The organism is Azospirillum sp. P4_B5 (genome assembly GCF_056402275.1).
This window is the reverse complement of record NZ_JBFUHT010000052.1, coordinates 1-16,193: the sequence shown is the minus strand read 5'-3', so window position 1 is coordinate 16,193 and position 16,193 is coordinate 1. Positions and strand designations below refer to the sequence as shown.

The 16,193-nt window shown below is 69.4% G+C and carries 18 protein-coding genes; 2 read left to right on the top strand and 16 right to left on the bottom strand.

Going from position 1 to position 16,193, the window contains the following annotated elements; all coding sequences use genetic code 11:
* Positions 1-7: 7 nt before the first annotated feature.
* The 3 genes from secD to AC1DVI_RS27610 form a co-directional block, all read right to left on the bottom strand.
* Complete coding sequence (gene secD, locus AC1DVI_RS27620) at positions 8-1,606, bottom strand: protein translocase subunit SecD (RefSeq protein ID WP_476960702.1); 1,599 nt, start codon at positions 1,604-1,606, stop codon at positions 8-10.
* Between the two features lie 36 nt (positions 1,607-1,642).
* Entirely contained in the window at positions 1,643-2,014 is a 372-nt protein-coding gene (gene yajC / locus AC1DVI_RS27615) for a preprotein translocase subunit YajC (protein ID WP_149164865.1), read from the bottom strand.
* A 111-nt stretch (positions 2,015-2,125) separates the two neighbouring features.
* Positions 2,126-2,866: a hypothetical protein gene (locus AC1DVI_RS27610; RefSeq protein ID WP_476960701.1), complete on the bottom strand. Its 741-nt coding sequence runs from the start codon at positions 2,864-2,866 to the stop codon at positions 2,126-2,128.
* A 153-nt stretch (positions 2,867-3,019) separates the two neighbouring features.
* On the opposite strand from AC1DVI_RS27610, the gene AC1DVI_RS27605 reads away from it, so the two are divergent.
* Positions 3,020-3,877, top strand: coding sequence for an ATP-binding protein (locus tag AC1DVI_RS27605; protein ID WP_145671752.1), 858 nt, complete (start codon positions 3,020-3,022; stop codon positions 3,875-3,877).
* Here AC1DVI_RS27605 and AC1DVI_RS27600 read toward each other — a convergent pair.
* The 4 genes from AC1DVI_RS27600 to serS are packed head-to-tail and all read right to left on the bottom strand — an operon-like array spanning position 3,834 to position 7,874.
* Positions 3,834-5,105 (bottom strand): peptidoglycan DD-metalloendopeptidase family protein, encoded by a 1,272-nt coding sequence (locus AC1DVI_RS27600; protein WP_476960700.1) that lies wholly within the window; start codon positions 5,103-5,105, stop codon positions 3,834-3,836. The two genes, AC1DVI_RS27605 and AC1DVI_RS27600, sit on opposite strands and share 44 nt — an antisense overlap.
* A gap of 38 nt (positions 5,106-5,143) precedes the next feature.
* Positions 5,144-5,797, bottom strand: a complete 654-nt coding sequence (locus tag AC1DVI_RS27595) for a protein-L-isoaspartate(D-aspartate) O-methyltransferase (RefSeq protein WP_476960699.1) — start codon at positions 5,795-5,797, stop codon at positions 5,144-5,146.
* A 29-nt stretch (positions 5,798-5,826) separates the two neighbouring features.
* On the bottom strand, positions 5,827-6,609 hold the full coding sequence (surE, locus tag AC1DVI_RS27590; RefSeq protein WP_174439454.1) for a 5'/3'-nucleotidase SurE: 783 nt from the start codon (positions 6,607-6,609) through the stop codon (positions 5,827-5,829).
* Positions 6,609-7,874, bottom strand: a complete 1,266-nt coding sequence (gene serS / locus AC1DVI_RS27585; RefSeq protein WP_476960698.1) for a serine--tRNA ligase — start codon at positions 7,872-7,874, stop codon at positions 6,609-6,611. The genes surE and serS overlap by 1 nt, the downstream gene beginning before the upstream one ends.
* Before the next feature lie 185 nt (positions 7,875-8,059).
* Between serS and AC1DVI_RS27580 the strand changes: the two genes are divergently transcribed.
* A complete protein-coding gene (locus AC1DVI_RS27580) occupies positions 8,060-9,223 on the top strand; it encodes a GGDEF domain-containing protein (protein ID WP_476960697.1) in 1,164 nt (387 codons plus the stop codon).
* A gap of 11 nt (positions 9,224-9,234) precedes the next feature.
* On the opposite strand, the gene tatC is transcribed toward AC1DVI_RS27580, so the two are convergent.
* The 9 genes from tatC to AC1DVI_RS27535 form a co-directional block, all read right to left on the bottom strand.
* Positions 9,235-10,038, bottom strand: coding sequence for a twin-arginine translocase subunit TatC (gene tatC, locus AC1DVI_RS27575; protein WP_237906031.1), 804 nt, complete (start codon positions 10,036-10,038; stop codon positions 9,235-9,237).
* A gap of 23 nt (positions 10,039-10,061) precedes the next feature.
* Entirely contained in the window at positions 10,062-10,598 is a 537-nt protein-coding gene (gene tatB / locus AC1DVI_RS27570) for a Sec-independent protein translocase protein TatB (protein WP_476960696.1), read from the bottom strand.
* Positions 10,599-10,646: 48 nt separating this feature from the next.
* Positions 10,647-10,940 (bottom strand): twin-arginine translocase TatA/TatE family subunit, encoded by a 294-nt coding sequence (locus AC1DVI_RS27565; RefSeq protein ID WP_454017841.1) that lies wholly within the window; start codon positions 10,938-10,940, stop codon positions 10,647-10,649.
* A gap of 99 nt (positions 10,941-11,039) precedes the next feature.
* Complete coding sequence (locus AC1DVI_RS27560; protein ID WP_476960695.1) at positions 11,040-12,350, bottom strand: ABC transporter ATP-binding protein; 1,311 nt, start codon at positions 12,348-12,350, stop codon at positions 11,040-11,042.
* A 108-nt stretch (positions 12,351-12,458) separates the two neighbouring features.
* Positions 12,459-13,112 carry an SMC-Scp complex subunit ScpB gene (gene scpB, locus AC1DVI_RS27555; protein ID WP_476960694.1) on the bottom strand — a complete coding sequence of 218 codons (654 nt, stop codon included), beginning with the start codon at positions 13,110-13,112 and terminating at the stop codon, positions 12,459-12,461.
* Positions 13,109-13,927: a segregation and condensation protein A gene (locus AC1DVI_RS27550; RefSeq protein WP_476960693.1), complete on the bottom strand. Its 819-nt coding sequence runs from the start codon at positions 13,925-13,927 to the stop codon at positions 13,109-13,111. Before AC1DVI_RS27550 ends, scpB begins: the two co-directional genes overlap by 4 nt.
* 4 nt (positions 13,928-13,931) lie before the next feature.
* Positions 13,932-14,624, bottom strand: coding sequence for a site-2 protease family protein (locus AC1DVI_RS27545; RefSeq protein ID WP_170295833.1), 693 nt, complete (start codon positions 14,622-14,624; stop codon positions 13,932-13,934).
* A 48-nt stretch (positions 14,625-14,672) separates the two neighbouring features.
* The gene (gene nagZ / locus AC1DVI_RS27540) at positions 14,673-15,677 is read right to left on the bottom strand and encodes a beta-N-acetylhexosaminidase (protein ID WP_476960692.1); all 1,005 of its coding nucleotides are present in this window, start codon (positions 15,675-15,677) and stop codon (positions 14,673-14,675) included.
* Positions 15,678-15,750: 73 nt separating this feature from the next.
* The coding region (locus tag AC1DVI_RS27535; protein ID WP_476960691.1) for an SPOR domain-containing protein at positions 15,751-16,193 on the bottom strand (443 nt) is incomplete at its 5' end.

Genomic DNA, 16,193 nt, shown 5'->3' with positions numbered 1-16,193 from the left:
TGACCTCTTACACCGGCAGGGCGGCCGGCCGCGTCTTGCGCAGCCAACTGACCATCATGAGACGCACGAGCACGGTTGCCGTGAACAGCGAAATCAGGATGCCGAAGGTGATGGTGACGGCGAAGCCCTTGATCGCGCCGGTGCCCAGCACGAACAGGATGGCCATCTTGATGGCGGTGGTCAGGTTGGCGTCCACGATGGTGGAATAGGCGCGGCTGAAGCCGGCCTCCACCGAGCCGAAGACACCGCGGCCCTTCTTGGTTTCCTCGCGGATGCGCTCGTTGATCAGGATGTTGGCGTCGACCGCCAGACCGAGCGACAGCAGGACGCCGGCGATGCCCGGCAGCGTCAGCGTCGCCTGGAGCAGCGACAGCGCGGCCAGCGTCAGGACGGTGTTGACCAGAAGGGCGAAGCAGGCGAAGGCCCCGAACAGACCGTAGGCGGCGATCATGTAGGCGCAGACCAGCACGAAGCCGATGCCCACCGACATCAGGCCGGCGCGGATGGAGTCGGCGCCAAGGTCGGGACCGACCGTGCGCTCCTCGATCACTTTCAGCGGGGCCGGCAGCGCGCCGGCGCGCAGCAGGACGGCGAGGTCGTTGGCGTCGGCGGCGGTGAAGCTGCCGCTGATCTGGCCGCGCCCGCCGGTGATCGGCTCGCGGATCACCGGGGCGCTGATGACCTTGTTGTCGAGCACGATGGCGAAGGGCCGGCCGACGTTGGCGCGGGTCACGTCGGCGAAGCGGCGGGCGCCGATGCTGTCGAATTCGAAATTGACCACCCACTCGCCGGTCTGCGGGTTGCTGCCCGCGGTGGCGTTGGTCAGGTTGGCGCCGTCCACCTCGACCTTCTTGCGGATGACGTAGGCGCTCTGCGCCCGCCCACCTTCCGCCGAGGGCAGGATGTCGGTGCCCGGAGGGGCCCGGCCGGCGCTCGGGTCGGCGTTCATGTCGACCAGCCGGAAGGTCATCTTCGCGGTGGTGCCGAGCAGCCGCTTCACGCGGTCCGGGTCCTCGACGCCGGGAAGCTGGACCAGGATGCGGTCGGCGCCCTGGCGGGCGATGGTCGGCTCGTTGACGCCGGTCTCGTCGATGCGGCGCCGCACGATCTCGATGGACTGTTCGATGGCCTGGGTGGCGCGCTCGCGCAGGGCGATCTCGCTGAGCCGGGCGGTGACGACGCCGCCGCCGGAGGTGACCTCCAGGTCGGGCTGGCCGCCGCCGAGCGGTCCGCCGCCGATGGTGTTGGCGAGCTGGCGCAGCGCGCGCACCGCCGTGTCGGCCTGCGCCGGGTCGCGGAGCTGCACGGTGATGCCGCGGTCGCCCGGGTTGATCGCCGTGTAGCCGACATTGTCGTTGCGGAGCTGGGTGCGCGCCGAATCGACCAGACCTTCGACGCGGTCACGGATGACCGCGCCCATGTCCACCTCGAGCAGCAGGTGCGACCCACCGCGCAAGTCGAGACCGAGGTTGACCCGGTTGTGCGCGTACCAGTTCGGCAGGGCCGCCAACGTCTCACGGCTGAGAAAATTCGGCAGCGTGAGGATGGTCCCGAGCACGCAGATCGCGACGATCAGAAAAATCTTCCAGCGCGGAAAATACAGCATTCGTAAACCAGTCCCGTTCGCTACCGGAGAACCGCGTTACTTGCGGTCCACGACCTTCTCGTCAGCCTTATCGTCGGCGCTCTTGGCCGGCTCGGACTTCGACAGCACGAGATTCACGGTGGAGCGCATGACGCGGACGCGGACATTCTCGGCGATCTCGACCTGAAGCTCGTCTTCCGGACCGACCTTGGTGATCGTGCCGATGATGCCGCCGCCCGTCACCACGCGGTCGCCGCGGCGGATGGACTCCAGCATGCCCTTGTGTTCCTTCATCTTCTTCTGCTGCGGACGGATCAGCAGGAAATAGAAGACGACGAAAATCAGAATCAGCGGCAGGAACTGCACGATCATGTCGGCCCCACCGGCGGCGGGCGCGGCGGTCTGTGCATAGGCCGTCGAAACGAACATCTGGAGGCTCCCTGTGGTTTGGTTCCGAAGGCGCAGCGGGCGCTCGCGGACGCGGGGACTATAACGGTCCGGGCCGTCGATGCAATGGAATAGGGGTACGCCCGCCGGGCTTCAAGGGCCGCGGCTGTCCATCACGGCAAAGAGAAGCAGGAAGCGGCGCGTGCAGGGCGCCGTCACCGGCTCTACCCCATGGAAGGAACGGTCGGACGGCGCGTAGGCCAGCAGATGGTTCGGCAGGAAGGGCGCGGTGCCGGCCAGTTCGAAATCCGCGCGCGGGAACCGCTCCGTCGAGCGCCCGATGTCGGCGGCGAAGGACGGGTCGCGGGGCCGGTACAGCGCCGTCCCGAGATCGGGGCGGCTGCCATCCGCCGGCATGTAGAGCAGCATGGACAGGAAGGTGCCGAACACGTCGGTGTGGGGCAACATGGCGTGGCCCGCATGGTCTTCGACCAGCCGCGCGTACGCCACGGGCGGACGGGCGGCAATGGGCGCCTCCAGCTTGGCGGCGAGCGAGGGGAAGCGCGGCGCCAGCCGCGTCAGCGTCTCCGGCCCGAACAGGCAATCGCGGATCTCCCGCCAGGTCGCTTCAGCCTCCGGCTCCATCTCCCTCAGATTGCGGTCGGTCAGCACCATCTGATAGCGCTGGGGAAGGCTGTCCATCTGCAGGAGCGCCAGCGCTTCGAACCTCGGCCACTGGGCGATGGCGCGGGCGTAAAGGTCTGTCGGCAGAGCGTCCGGCACCACCAGATGCGGGAAAGGGTCCTCCCGCAGGGGCGTTTCCTCCAGCCGCCGCAGGACATGTTCGGCGCTCCCCGCCGGCGTCGGGAGATCGGTGGAGCGTTCTGCGTGCATGGCCGGCCCTCGGTTCGCGTTTGAGGAACCATAGCGGCGCGTACGCCTCCCCCGCAAGCGCGCCTCCTTGGCGCGCGTCCTTGTCCGGTGCCGGGCCGGCGGGTTAGGGTCGGCGCAACGAAACCGGAAGAATCGCCTTTGCAAAGGAACACGATGTCGGACGCCCACCTGCTGCCCTTGCTCACCCGCATCGCCGAGGCCCTGGAACGCCTCGCTCCGCCGCCGCCGGGCCGGCTCGACCTCGGCGCCGCCGACGCCTTCGTCTGGCACGCCGATCCCGACCGGCTGGAGCCGGTGCCCACCGTGAATCGGGTCGAGATCGGCCTGTTGCGCGGCGTCGAACGGCAGCGCGACATCCTGCTGGACAACACCACCCGCTTCGCCACCGGCCTGCCCGCCAACAACGCCCTGCTTTGGGGTTCGCGCGGCATGGGCAAAAGCTCGCTGGTCAAGTCGGTGCACGCCGCGGTGGCGCAGGACCATCCCGGCACGCTGGCGCTGGTGGAGATCCACCGAGAGGACATCCCCACCCTGCCCCGCCTGCTCGCCCGGCTGAAGGATGAGCCGCGCCGCTTCATCCTGTTCTGCGACGACCTGTCCTTCGACCATGACGACGCCCATTACAAGTCGCTGAAGGCCGTTCTGGAAGGCGGGATCGAGGGGCGTCCGGAGAATGTGGTGTTCTATGCCACCTCCAACCGCCGCCACCTGATGCCGCGCGACATGATCGAGAACGAGCGCTCCACCGCCATCAACCCGGCGGAGGCGGTCGAGGAGAAGGTGTCGCTGTCCGACCGCTTCGGCCTGTGGCTGGGCTTCCACAACTGCGACCAGCCGACCTACTTCGCGATGATCGAGGGCTACGCCGCCCGCTTCGGGCTGGACATCCCGGCGGAGCAGTTGCGGGCCGAGGCCGTGGAATGGTCGGTGACCCGCGGCAGCCGCTCCGGCCGGGTGGCCTGGCAGTTCATCCAGGACCTGGCTGGCCGTCTGGAGAAGCCCCTTCGCTGACCCGCGGCTCCATGCGGTCGCGCGGATCGACCGCTTGGCTGCCCTTGCGCAGTTCGAAGTGAAGCTGCGGGCTCGTCACCGATCCGGTCTGGCCGACCGTGCCGATGGCCTGCCCGCGCTTCACCGCCACGCCCCGCTCCACGTCGATGCGGTCGAGATGGGCGTAGGCGGTGATGAAGCCGTCCGAGTGCTTCACCAGCAGCAGGTTGCCGAAACCGCGCAGCTCGTTGCCGGCGTAGGCGACGACGCCGTTGTCGGCGGCGACCACCGTCGTTCCCTTGCTGGCGGCGATGTTCAGGCCGTCGTTGTGCAGACCGTCCGGCTTCGGTCCGAAGGTCGAGATCACCTTCCCCTTCACCGGCCAGAGCAGGCGCCCGGTGGCGCGCTGCGACGTCGCCTGCTCCGCGGCCTTTGGCGGCGGGGGCGGAGCGGCGGCGACCTCCTGGGCCGGCGCCGGCGGCGGCGGGACCGGAGCGGCCTCGACGACACGCGGCGCGGGCGCCGGCTCCGGAACGGCGGGCTTCTGGCCGGGCGGGCGCAGCGAGGTCGGGGCCTGCCCCGGCTGATAGACGGGCGCTGCGGTCGCCACCTCCGGCGCGGCGGCCGGCTTGGCGCCGGGCACCGGGGAGAGGACGGTGGCGGTCTGTGACGGGCTTTCCACCGAGGCCGGTGTCGATGCCGATGCGCCCGGAGGCGGCAGCTCCGCCGCCTGGATGGACCCGCGCGACACCTGCTTGACCGGTGCCGAGGCCACCACGCCGCCGACGGCGCCCCCCGCGCTGGATGGGGCCTGAGCCACCGCGGTGCCGCCCGGCGTGTCACCACCCGGCAGGCGCAGCGGCTGCCCGGCCTGCACGGCGTAGGGCGCGGTCAGGCCGTTGAGGCGGGTCAGCTCGCTCATGTCCGCGCTGAACATGCGGGAGATGCCATAGAGCGTGTCGCCGCGCTGGACGATGTACTGGCGCGACACCGGCAGGACGAGACGCTGCCCCACCTGCAACTGGTAGGGCGGCGACAGGTGATTGACCTCCAGCAGGTCGCGCAGCGGCACGTTGTAGCGCCGCGACAGCGAATAGGCGGAGTCCCCGCGCTGCACGATGACCGCACCGCCGATGGAATCCGGTGTGTTGGACACCGAGGTGACCGGCGCCAGTTCGCCGGTGCGCTGCTGGCAGGCGGCGAGCAGCGGAATCAACGCCAGCGCCGCGAGGAGGGCGCGCCCAGACACGCTGGATGTGACGCCAAGTGACACGCCGAACGGGCCGGCTACTCCGTTCCTGGGGGGGGCGGAGGGTCGGACAGCAACGGTACGAAGCGGACGGGCCACAAATCCTCCCGTGTAAGACCGGTTTCGGTCCGCCGGATGCGGACGACCCGCTGGCCGCGGTAGTCGCCCCCCAGCGGGATGACCATGACACCACCAACGGCGAGCTGATCCGTCAAGTCCTTTGGCGCATCGGGGCCTCCGGCGGCCGTGACCAGTATGCGCTCGAACGGCGCCTGTTCGGGCCAGCCCTTCGTCCCGTCGCCGTGGCGGGTCGTGATGTTGTTCAGGCGCAGCGCCTGGAATCGCGCCTCCGCCTCGGTCAGCAGCGGGCGCAGCCGCTCGACCGTGTAGACCCGCCGGCACAGCCGCGACAAAACCGCCGCCTGATAGCCGGAGCCGGTGCCGATCTCCAGCACCGTCTGCCGTTCCCCCAGTTCAAGCGCCTGGGTCATCAGCGCCACGATCAGCGGCTGGCTGATGGTCTGGCCGAGGTCGATGGGAAGCGCCGTGTCCTCCCACGCCTGATCCTGGAAGGGGTCGGGGACGAAGCGCTCGCGCGGGATTCGCTCGATCGCGGCCAGAACCCGCGTGTCGGTCACGCCGTTGCGGCGCAACGCCATCAGAAGCCGGATCTTGCGTGCCTCGACCGTCACATTCTATCCATTCACCCCGGAGACAAACCTCATTCGAACGCGTGCCGCAGGGTCTGGAGCGTCGGCGTGTGCGTCAGGTCCAGATAGACCGGCGTCACCGAAATACCCCCGTGGAAGACCACATGGATGTCGGTGTCCGACGCCACGTCGGCCTCGCCGCGCAGGGTCCCGATCCAGATATAGGGCTTGCCGCGCGGATCGACACGCTCCACCAGCTCGTCGCCGATCTTGCGCTTGCCGTGGCGGACAACCTGGATGCCGGTGACCCGGTCCGCCGGACAGGCCGGGAAGTTCACGTTGAGCAGGACGTATTTCGGCCAGGGCGTGGAGACGGCCTTGCGGATCACCTCCGCCCCCCAGCGCTCCGCCGCCGACCAGTCGATCTGGGCGCGATTCTCATAGTGCTGGCTGAGCGCGATGGCCGGAACGCCCAGCAGGGTCGCCTCCATGGCCGCCGCGATGGTGCCCGAATAGGTCACGTCCTCGCCGATGTTGGAGCCCTGGTTGACGCCGGACAGGACCAGCGTCGGACGGGCGTCCTTCATGATGTGGTTGACGGCCAGCAGGACGCAGTCGGTCGGCGTGCCGTCCACCGTGTAGCGCCGCTCGTCCAGTTGGCGCAGCCGCAGCGGCCGGTTGATGGTCAGCGAATGGCTGGCCGCCGACTGTTCCATCTCCGGCGCCACCACCCACACATCGTCGGAGATGGAACGGGCGATGGCCTCCAGGACCTTCAGGCCCGGCGCGTGGATGCCGTCGTCGTTGGTGACGAGGATGCGCGCGTTCGACAGGTCGAGCGGGAGATCGAACATCAGGCGGTGATCCTTTCCAGCCCGCGCATGTAGGGCCGGAGCGCTTCGGGAACCAGGATGGAGCCGTCGGGCTGCTGGTAGTTCTCCAGCACCGCGATCAGGCAGCGACCGACCGCCACGCCCGAGCCGTTCAGCGTGTGGACGAACTGCGTCTGCTTCTCGCCCTTCGGGCGGCAGCGCGCCTTCATGCGGCGGGCCTGGAAGTCGCCGCAGTTCGAGCAGCTCGAAATCTCGCGGTACATGTTCTGGCCGGGCAGCCAGACCTCGATGTCGAAGGTCTTGCGGGCGGAGAAGCCCATGTCGCCGGTGCACAGAGTCACCACGCGGTAGGGCAGTTCCAGCCGTTGCAGGATGGTCTCGGCGCACTGGGTCATGCGCAGGTGCTCCGCCTCCGACTGGTCCGGCGCGGTGACGCTGACCATCTCGACCTTCCAGAACTGGTGCTGGCGGATCATGCCGCGGGTGTCGCGCCCGGCCGACCCGGCCTCGGCGCGGAAGCAGGGGGTCAGCGCGGTGTAGCGGTGGGGCAGTTCCTCCGTCGCCACGATCTGGTCGTTGACGAGGTTGGTCAGCGGCACTTCCGAGGTCGGGATCAGATAGTGATCGCCCGTGCGGAACAGGTCCTCCTCGAACTTCGGAAGCTGGCCGGTGCCGAACAGGGCGTTGTCGCGGACCATCAGCGGCGGAGCGATCTCGGTGTAGCCGTGCTCGCCGGTGTGGATGTCCAGCATGAAGTCGGCGAGCGCGCGCTCCAGCCGGGCCAGCCCGCCCTTGAGAACGGTGAAGCGGGCGCCGGACATGCGCGACGCCGCCTCGAAATCCATCAGGCCCAGCGCTTCGCCCAGCTCGAAATGCTGCTTGGCGTCGGCGATGGCCTTCGGCTCGCCCCAGCGGCGGATCTCGACGTTGGCGGTCTCGTCCGGGCCTTCCGGCACATCGTCGGCGGGCAGGTTCGGAATGGAGGCGAGCAGGCCGTCCAGCTCGGCGCCCAGCGCCTTCTCCTCCTCCTCGACCTGGGGCAGCCGCTCCTTGAGCTGCGCCATCTCGTCCATCAGCGGCTGGGCGTCGCGGCCCTCCCGCTTGGCGAGGCCGATCTCCTTGGCCGCCTCGTTGCGGCGCGCCTGCATCTCCTGCAGTTGGGTCTGCGCGGCGCGGCGGCGCGAATCGAGGTCCAGCACCGTCGGCGACACCGGCTCAAGGCCCCGCCGGGCGAGGCCGCGGTCGAAGGATTCGGGGTTCTCACGGATGGCGCGAAGGTCGTGCATGGCTCACGGCGATACGGAATGGGTGGGAGGCTGGTTATAGTCCGCCGCCGGATGAAGGTCCAGAGGCGGAGCCGCACCGATGGGAAAGACCCTGAAATGATTGGTGTCCTATACTTATCGGTGGCGCCGGGAATGCGAATGCGTGCAGAACCCCGGAACCGATCCCTGCCCTCCCCACTCCGGACATGATCCTCGACACCCGCACTCTCATCATCGTCCTGGTGGGCATCGGCGTTCTGCTGTCCATCGCCGCTTTCCTGACTTGGAAAGCGCACCGCCACATCACCGCGCTGGCCTATTGGGCGGGGGGAGCGCTGGTCGGAGCCGGTGGATTGGCTCTTGTCTTGCTTTACGGGGTCTGGCCCCCCGCCGCCGTGATCCCGCTGAGCAACGCCCTGGTGGCCGCCTCCTATCTGCTGAACTGGTTCGGGGTGCGCAGCTTCGCCGGACGGTCCATACCCTGGCGGAGCGGGCTGGCGCTGCTCGCCGCGCTGACCGCCGGAAATCTTTGGTTCGTGGTGATGACGAATGACGTGACGGCACGCATCCTGATCGGGTCCGTGGGCATTGCCGGCCTGTCGCTGCTGGCGGCCCTCAATCTGTGGCGGATGGCGGCGGCGGACAAGCCTCGGCGGGCGCAACGGGTCACCGCCCTGGTGTTCCTGGCCCATGCCCTGTTCGTCACCGGACGCGCCGTCCTGACGGCGATCGGCGGGCCTGTGGACGGCATTCTGACCCCCAGCTTGGTGCAGAGCGCCGGGTTTCTGGAAGCCATCCTGGCCGTCACCGGATGGGGCTTCGGCTTCCTCGCCATGACCAGCGAGCAGCTTCAGGCCGACCTGGACCGCATCGGCACCATCGACCCGCTGACCGGCGCCTACAATCGCCGGGCCTTCCTGAAGCATGCCGAGCGGGAACTGGCGCGGGCGCAGCGCAATGGGGCGCCGCTCACCCTGTTGCTGCTCGACCTCGACCGTTTCAAGCGGGTCAACGATACCTTCGGCCATCTGGCCGGCGACGCGCTTCTCCGGCTTTTCTCCGAGACCGTCACGGCGCGGTTGCGCCGCACCGACCTGTTCGGGCGCTATGGCGGAGAGGAGTTCTGCGTTCTGCTTCCCGACACCGACCGCAGCGGGGCGGCGGCGTTGGCGGAGGCGCTGCGGCGCGACGTGGCGGCGCGGCCGCTGCCCTTCCAGGGTCAGGAGATCGCCGCCAGCGTCAGCATCGGCATCGCCGCCTGCCGCAGCGGCGAGGATCTCGACGCGGCGCTGGCGGCCGCCGATCTGGCCCTGTACCGGGCCAAGCGGAACGGTCGCAATCAGGTGATGGTCGAAGAAGCGACGGCGTAAGGAGAAAGACCTTACGCCTGCTCCGCCTCCGTCTCGTCCGCGTCGCCGCGCGTCTTCTCGATGCGGCGGCCGATCAGGATCGACACCTCGTAGAGCGCCAGCAGCGGGATGGCGAGGCCGACCTGGCTGATGACGTCCGGCGGGGTCAGGATCGCCGCGACGATGAACACGAACACGATGGCGTAGCGCCGCTTGGCAGCCAGAGTCTCAGTCGTCAGCAATCCGGCGCGGATCAGCAGGGTCAGCAGGACCGGAAGCTGGAAGGCCAGACCGAAGGCGAAGATCAGGTGCATCACGAGGCCGAGATACTCGCTGACGCGGGCCTCGAACTCGATCGGCAGGGCGCCGGCGTCCATGCCAGGGTGGAACTCGAACCCCAGGAAGAAGCGCCAGGCCAGCGGGAAGATGAAGTAGTAGACCATCGCCCCGCCCAGGAAGAACAGGATGGGGGTGGCCACCAGGAAGGGCAGGAAGGCCTTGCGCTCGTGCTTGTAGAGGCCGGGCGCGACGAACATCCAGATCTGGCTGGCGACGATGGGGAAGGACAGGAAGCAGCCGGCCCAGAAGGCCACCTTCACATAGGTGAAGAAGGCTTCGGTCAGGCCGGTGTAGATCATCCGCCGCCCCTGCCCGGCCAGGATGTCGGCCAGGGGCTGGACCAGGAAGTTGTAGATCCGGTCCGAGAAAGCGTAGCACACGAAGAAGGCGATGAGGATCGCCAGCGTCGCGTACATCAGACGGTTGCGCAGCTCGACCAGATGGTCGATCAGCGGCATCTTGCTTTCTTCGAGCTCGTCGTCGGACTCGCCGGTCATGCGCGTTTCGCCGGACACTTAGGTCACGCCTGCTTGTTCGTGGTTGCCGCCGCAGCGGATTCGGCGGAGGCCGGAACCGGCGGCTGGGCCGGGGCCGGGACGAATTCCGCGGGCGGAGCCGGAGGAAGCGGGGCCGTGACCGGCGGTTCGGTCGCCGGCTGCGGCTGGGCCGCCGTCACCTGCGGCGATCCGACGGGAGGCACGGGGGAAGCGACCGTCGGGGTCGGGCCATCCTCCGGCGGGCTGCCGTGATAGCCATCGGCTCCGAGGTTGGCCCCCACGTCGAAGGCGCCTTTCAGTTCCCCCTTCGGATCGATCGTGTTCTCGACCATCTTCTGGAGGTTCGTGTCGCGGACCTTCAGGGCCTCCTTGCGGAGTTCGTCAAGCTCCGCCTCGCGCATCATGTCGTCGATGTGGCCCTGAAAGTCGCGCGCGACGAGACGCGCCTTCTTCACCCATTTTCCCAGGGTGTAGATGGCCTTGGGCAGGTCCTTCGGGCCGATCACCACGAGGGCGATGACCGCGATGACCATCAGTTCCGACCATGCGATGTCGAACATGGCTCCTCAGCCTTTCGAAGCGGCGCGGGAATGAAGGGCGCCGGACGGTCAGGTGCGGGCCGTCTCGTCCTTCTTCACGCCGGGGTCGGCAGCGGGCGGAACCGGGGCGGGCGGAACCGGATGGACCGAGGACACCGGCTGGGCCGGCGGAACCGGCTGGTTCGGCAGGACCTTGGAGTCGGCGCCCGCAGCGGTGCCCTCTTCCTCGTCCTTCAGGCCGGCCTTGAAGTTCTTGATGCCCTTGGCGAGATCGCCCATGACCTTCGGCAGCTTGCCGGCGCCGAACAGGAGCAGGACGATCAGAAGGACGATGACCCAATGCCAGACGCTGGAGAATCCCATGACACACGTTTCCTGAACAGGCAGCCCAATGGCGGGGCGGCACTATGGCAGAAAGGTTTCCCTCCCGCAACGATCGGTCGGGTGAAACCGCTCAAACGACTAAGTGGGTGCACCGGCTGGAAAAACGAAGGCCTGACACAGGTCCATGCACACCGAAACATGACTTTGTTCGGCGGGCAGGAACTGGCCCGGCATGCGGGAGTGCAGATGCACCGACCCGCCCTTCCCGTCCGGCACGTCGAGATGGACCAGGCTGGTGCGCCCCAGCAGGCGCGCCGCCATCACCCGCGCCAGGACCGGCAGGTCCCCGGCGGGAACCGTGGCGGCGGGCTGGGCGGACAGCTTCAGCGCTTCCGGGCGGATCAGCACCTCCACGGCGGCGCCATCGGCGATTTCCGTCGGGATCGGGCCGACCGGCGTGTCCACCGCACCGCCCTGCACGACGCCGGACAGCCGGTTGACCTCGCCGAAGAATTCCGCTGCGAAGGCGTTGACCGGGCGGGTGTAGAGGTCCACCGGGTTGCCGACCTGCACGACCTTGCCGGCGCGCATCAGCGCGATGCGGTCGGCCAGGAACATGGCCTCTTCCGGGTCGTGGGTGACCAGCATGGTGGCGGCGCCGTTCTGCTTCAGCACGTGCAGCGTCTCGTCGCGCACCTGCTCGCGCAGCCGGGCGTCCAGGCCCGAGAAGGGTTCGTCGAGGAGCAGAACTGCCGGGTTCGGGGCGAGCGCGCGGGCCAGCGCCACGCGCTGCTGCTGCCCGCCGGACAGGTGGTGCGGGAAGGAATCGGCGTAGCCGGCCATGCCGACCTGCCCCAGCGACTCCAACGCGCGCTTGCGCTGCGCCTCGCCGGACAGGGCGGTCAGGCCGAAGCGCACGTTGTCGAGCACCGACAGATGCGGGAACAGCGCGTAATCCTGGAAGACGAGGCCGACGCCGCGGCGTTCCGGCGGGACCGCGCCGCGTTCGTCCGCCACCACCGTGCCGCCGATCCGGACGGAGCCGGTCTGCACCGCCTCCAGCCCCGCCGCGATGCGCAGCAGCGAGGACTTGCCGCAGCCGGACGGGCCGCACAGGCAGACGATCTCCCCCGCCCCGATGGTCACGCTGACGTCGTCGACGGCGACGATGCGCCCATAGCGGTGGGTGACGCCGTTCAGCGCAAGGGCCTCCATCGCAATGGCAGCGCCACTGCCCTGCGGGCCGAATGCGTCGAGATGCCGCCCGTTGCTCGGGAGCGTGACCGGCGCGGCTTCACAGGGAGCGCCCTGCCGCGGATCGGTCCCGCGGCTGAACAGGGCCGACGCCTTGTCGCGCAGCGCGGTGCGCAGGCCGGCCGGCCGAGGTTCGGAAACGGCGTCTCCGGTCGCGGAGAAAGAACGGGCGTCGGTGACGGACGGACGATCCATGGCAGTCCCAGTCTGAAGCGGCCCGGGGGTCGTTTGATGGCGGTCGATTGACCTTAGTACCGGTGCGCCGACCCCGATGCAAATGGTTCTTATTTTCGAGCGTTTCGCTCAGGTATCGGAATCGTCAGCGTTTTCCGATGGTTCCGTATCCTCCAGGCCGGCTCCGCCGATGCCCAGCAGCACGGGCCGCGAATCGAGCAGGCCGGCGGCGCGCAGATCCTCCACCCCCGGCAGGTCGCGCAGCGTCTCCAGGCCGAAATGGTCGAGGAAATGGTCGGTGGTGATCCAGGTCAGCGGACGCCCCGGCGTCTCGCGGCGGCGGCCCGGCCGGATCCAGCCATTCTCCATCAGGATGTCCAGCGTGCCCTTGCTGGTCGCCACGCCGCGGATCGCCTCGATCTCGGCGCGGGTCACCGGCTGGTGGTAGGCGATGATCGCCAGTGTCTCGATGGCGGCGCGGGACAGCTTCTTGGAGACCTCTTCCTCCTGCCGCAGCAGCGGGGCGAGGTCCACCGCCGTGCGGAAGGACCAGCCGGCGCCGGTGCGGACCAGGTTCACGCCGCGCGCCGCGTAATGGACGCGCAGTTCCTCCAGCAGCGCCCGGACGTCGGCGTCGCGGGTCAACCGCCTGCCCAGGGTCTCCTCGTCCAGTGGGTCGGCGGAGGCGAACAGCAGAGCTTCCAGCAGGCGCAGATCGCGCAATCGCTGCTCGACCTCCTCCGGGTTGTCGATCTCCTGGATCATGCCGTCGGGTCCGCTCATTCCTCGTCGCCCTGCTCATGCTGGTGCTCATGCCGGCGCGATGCCCGGCGGACGTAGATGGGGGAAAAGGCGCCGTCCTGGCGAAGCTCCACGCGGCCGGCCTTGGCCAGCTCCAGCGTCGCCGCGAAATGGGCGGCCAGCGCCGAGCGTGTCAGCAGGCCGCCGCGCACGCCGTCCGGCAGGAAACTCGACAGGGTGGCCCAGTCCGGCATGCGGCCGAGCAGCTCGGACAGCCGGCGCACCGCGTCCTCCAGCGAATAGAGGCGCACCGGTTCGATGTGCAGGACGCCGCCCTCCTGGCGCTTCTTGTGCTCGCCATAGGCCTTCAGCAGGTCGTAGAGCGTGACCTGGAAGACCGACTTGCGCAGGATGTCGAGATCCTCCGGCGCGCCGCGGGGGAAGCGGTCGACCCCGAGCTGCGGGCGGGCGAACAGCTTGGCCGCCGCCCCCTTCATCGCCTCCAGCCGCTGGAGCTGGAAGGCCAGCGCCGCCGCCATGTCCTCGCCCGAGGGCTCCTCGTCCTCGACCTCCGGGATCAGCAGGCGCGACTTCAGGTAGGCCAGCCACGCCGCCATGACGAGGTAATCCGCCGCCAGTTCCAGCCGCACCTTCCGCGCCTCGGCGATGAAGGCGAGATACTGGTCGGCGAGCTGGAGGATGGAAATCTTCGTCAGGTCCACCTTCTGCTCGCGTCCCAGCGCCAGCAGCATGTCGAGCGGCCCCTCGAATCCGTCCAGGACGAGGACGAGCTGTTCCGCCGGGCTGGTCGCCTCGGCGCCCTCGTCCTCATGATCCGGGGGTTTCCTGCCGACCATGCCGTCAGTTGCCGCTGAGGATGCGGATCAGTTCGATCATGTAATCGACCGGCGGGCCGAGCACCCAGGAGAACACGCTGAGGTCCATGCCGAGTTCCCGCCCGATGAAGGGCAGCAGGAAGAAGGCGCCGATCAGGATCAGCATGCCGTACTTCTCCAGCCGGGCCAGCGGGAAGGCCAGCGCGTCGGGCAGGATGCCCACCGCCACCCGCCCGCCGTCGAGCGGCGGCAGCGGGATCATGTTGAAGACCATCAGCACGACGTTGACCAGGACCGACACCTCCAGCGCGGCGCGGACCCACATCTCCGTCGCCCCGCCCTGCGGGCTGGTGAAGCCCCAGATGATCGCGGAAACCAGCGCCAGCACGAAGTTCACCCCCGGCCCGGCCAGCGCCACCCAGACCATGTCGCGGCGAGGGTGGTGCAGGCGCCCGAAATTCACCGGCACCGGCTTGGCCCAGCCGAAGACGAAGCCGGTGGTGAAATACATCACCGCCGGCAGCACCACCGTGCCCAGGGGGTCGATGTGGCGGAGCGGGTTCAGCGTCACCCGGCCCAGCCGCCACGCCGTGTCGTCGCCACGCCACATCGCCACGAATCCGTGCGCCGCCTCGTGCATCGTGATGGCGAGGATCGCGGGGATGGCGACCGCGAAGATCATCGGTATGCGGTCGATCAGACCTTCCAGCACGCGCATCTCTCCCGTTGCGCCCCCCGAATTCGCCGGGGAAGCCTGAGCATGGCCCTAAACCTGGGGAGTTCCCAGCAATTCCGCCAGACGCGCCCGCAAGGCATCGGCGTCCACGGGCTGCACCGGGCCGCGCATCGCCTCGGCCCTTGCCCAGCGGCGGACGGCCGCGCCGCTCATCGCCGGAACGCCCTCGGCCACCGCCACCATCTCCTCCATCACGCCGTTGCAATGGAGCACGACGTCCAGCCCGGCGGCCAGGACCGCCTCGGCCCGGCCGCGCATGCCGCCGGCCAGCGCGCCCATCGACAGGTCGTCGCTGAACAGCAGCCCGTCGAAGCCGATAGGGGCGCCGCGCACCACGTCGCGCACCACGATCGCCGAGGTGCTGGCGGGCTGGTCCGGGTCGATGGCCTTCAGCACCACATGCGCGACCATGCCGAGCGGCATGTCGGCCAACGCGCGGAAGGGCGCGAAGTCGGTCGCCTCCAGCGCCTCGCGCGGGGCATCCACCACCGGCAGCTCGGCGTGGCTGTCGGTAAAGGCCCGGCCATGGCCGGGCAGATGCTTGACCACCGGCAGCACGCCGCCGGCCATCAGCCCGTCGCAGGTCGCCCGCGCCAGATCGGCCACGCGGGCCGGATCGCCGCAGAAGGCGCGGTCGCCGATGATGTCGTGGGCGCCCTCCACCGGCACGTCGCAGACCGGGGCGCAATCCACCGTCACGCCGCAGTCCGCCAGCATCAGCGCCAGCAGCCGGGCGTTTATCCGGGCGGCCTCCCGCCCGGCGGCGGCGTCGCGGGCCGCAAGGTCACCAAAGGCGCGCATCGGCGGAAAAGCCGGCCAGCGCGGCGGACGCATGCGGGCCACCCGCCCGCCCTCCTGATCGATCAGCACGGGGGCGTCGGCGCGGCCCACCGCCGCGCGCATCTCCGCCACCAGCGCGCGGACCTGCTCGGGCGTGTCGCAATTGCGCCGGAACAGGATGAAGCCCAGCGGATCGGCGTCGCGGAAGAAGGCGCGCTCGTCCGCAGTCAGCGCGGTGCCGGCGGCGCCGAACACCACCGCACGGTGAGGCGCAGGATGGGCCGCGCGACGAGGTCCGGACGCGTTTCGGGCGTTCGGCAAAGCCGGATCAGGGACGGACAACCACACACCCCACATTCTGGGACTTGAGCTGGGCGCAGACCGACTTGGCGCGCTCCTCGTCGAGGCCGACGCCCTGGATGCGGTAGAAGATGCCCTTCTCACCCAGATCGGCCTTGGCGACCTGCATGGACAGCCCGCCGAGCGCCGCGCCGTAGCGGCTGGTCAGGCGCTTCCATTCCGTCGAGGCCTCCGCCTCGCTGCGCACCGCGGCGAGCTGGACGCGCCAGTTCCCCCCGCCCGACGCCTTCGCCGGAGCGGGCGCCGGCTGCGGAGCCGGGGCGGCGGCCACCGGCGGCGCGGGCTGGGGCTTCGCGGGGGCCGCAGCAGGAGGTGTCTGGGCCACCGGCGGAGCCGGAGCCGGCTTGGCCGCGGGCGGCGGAGCGGCCTTGGGCGCCGGAGCCGCCGGAGCCGGTGCCGGAAGTGCAGCCA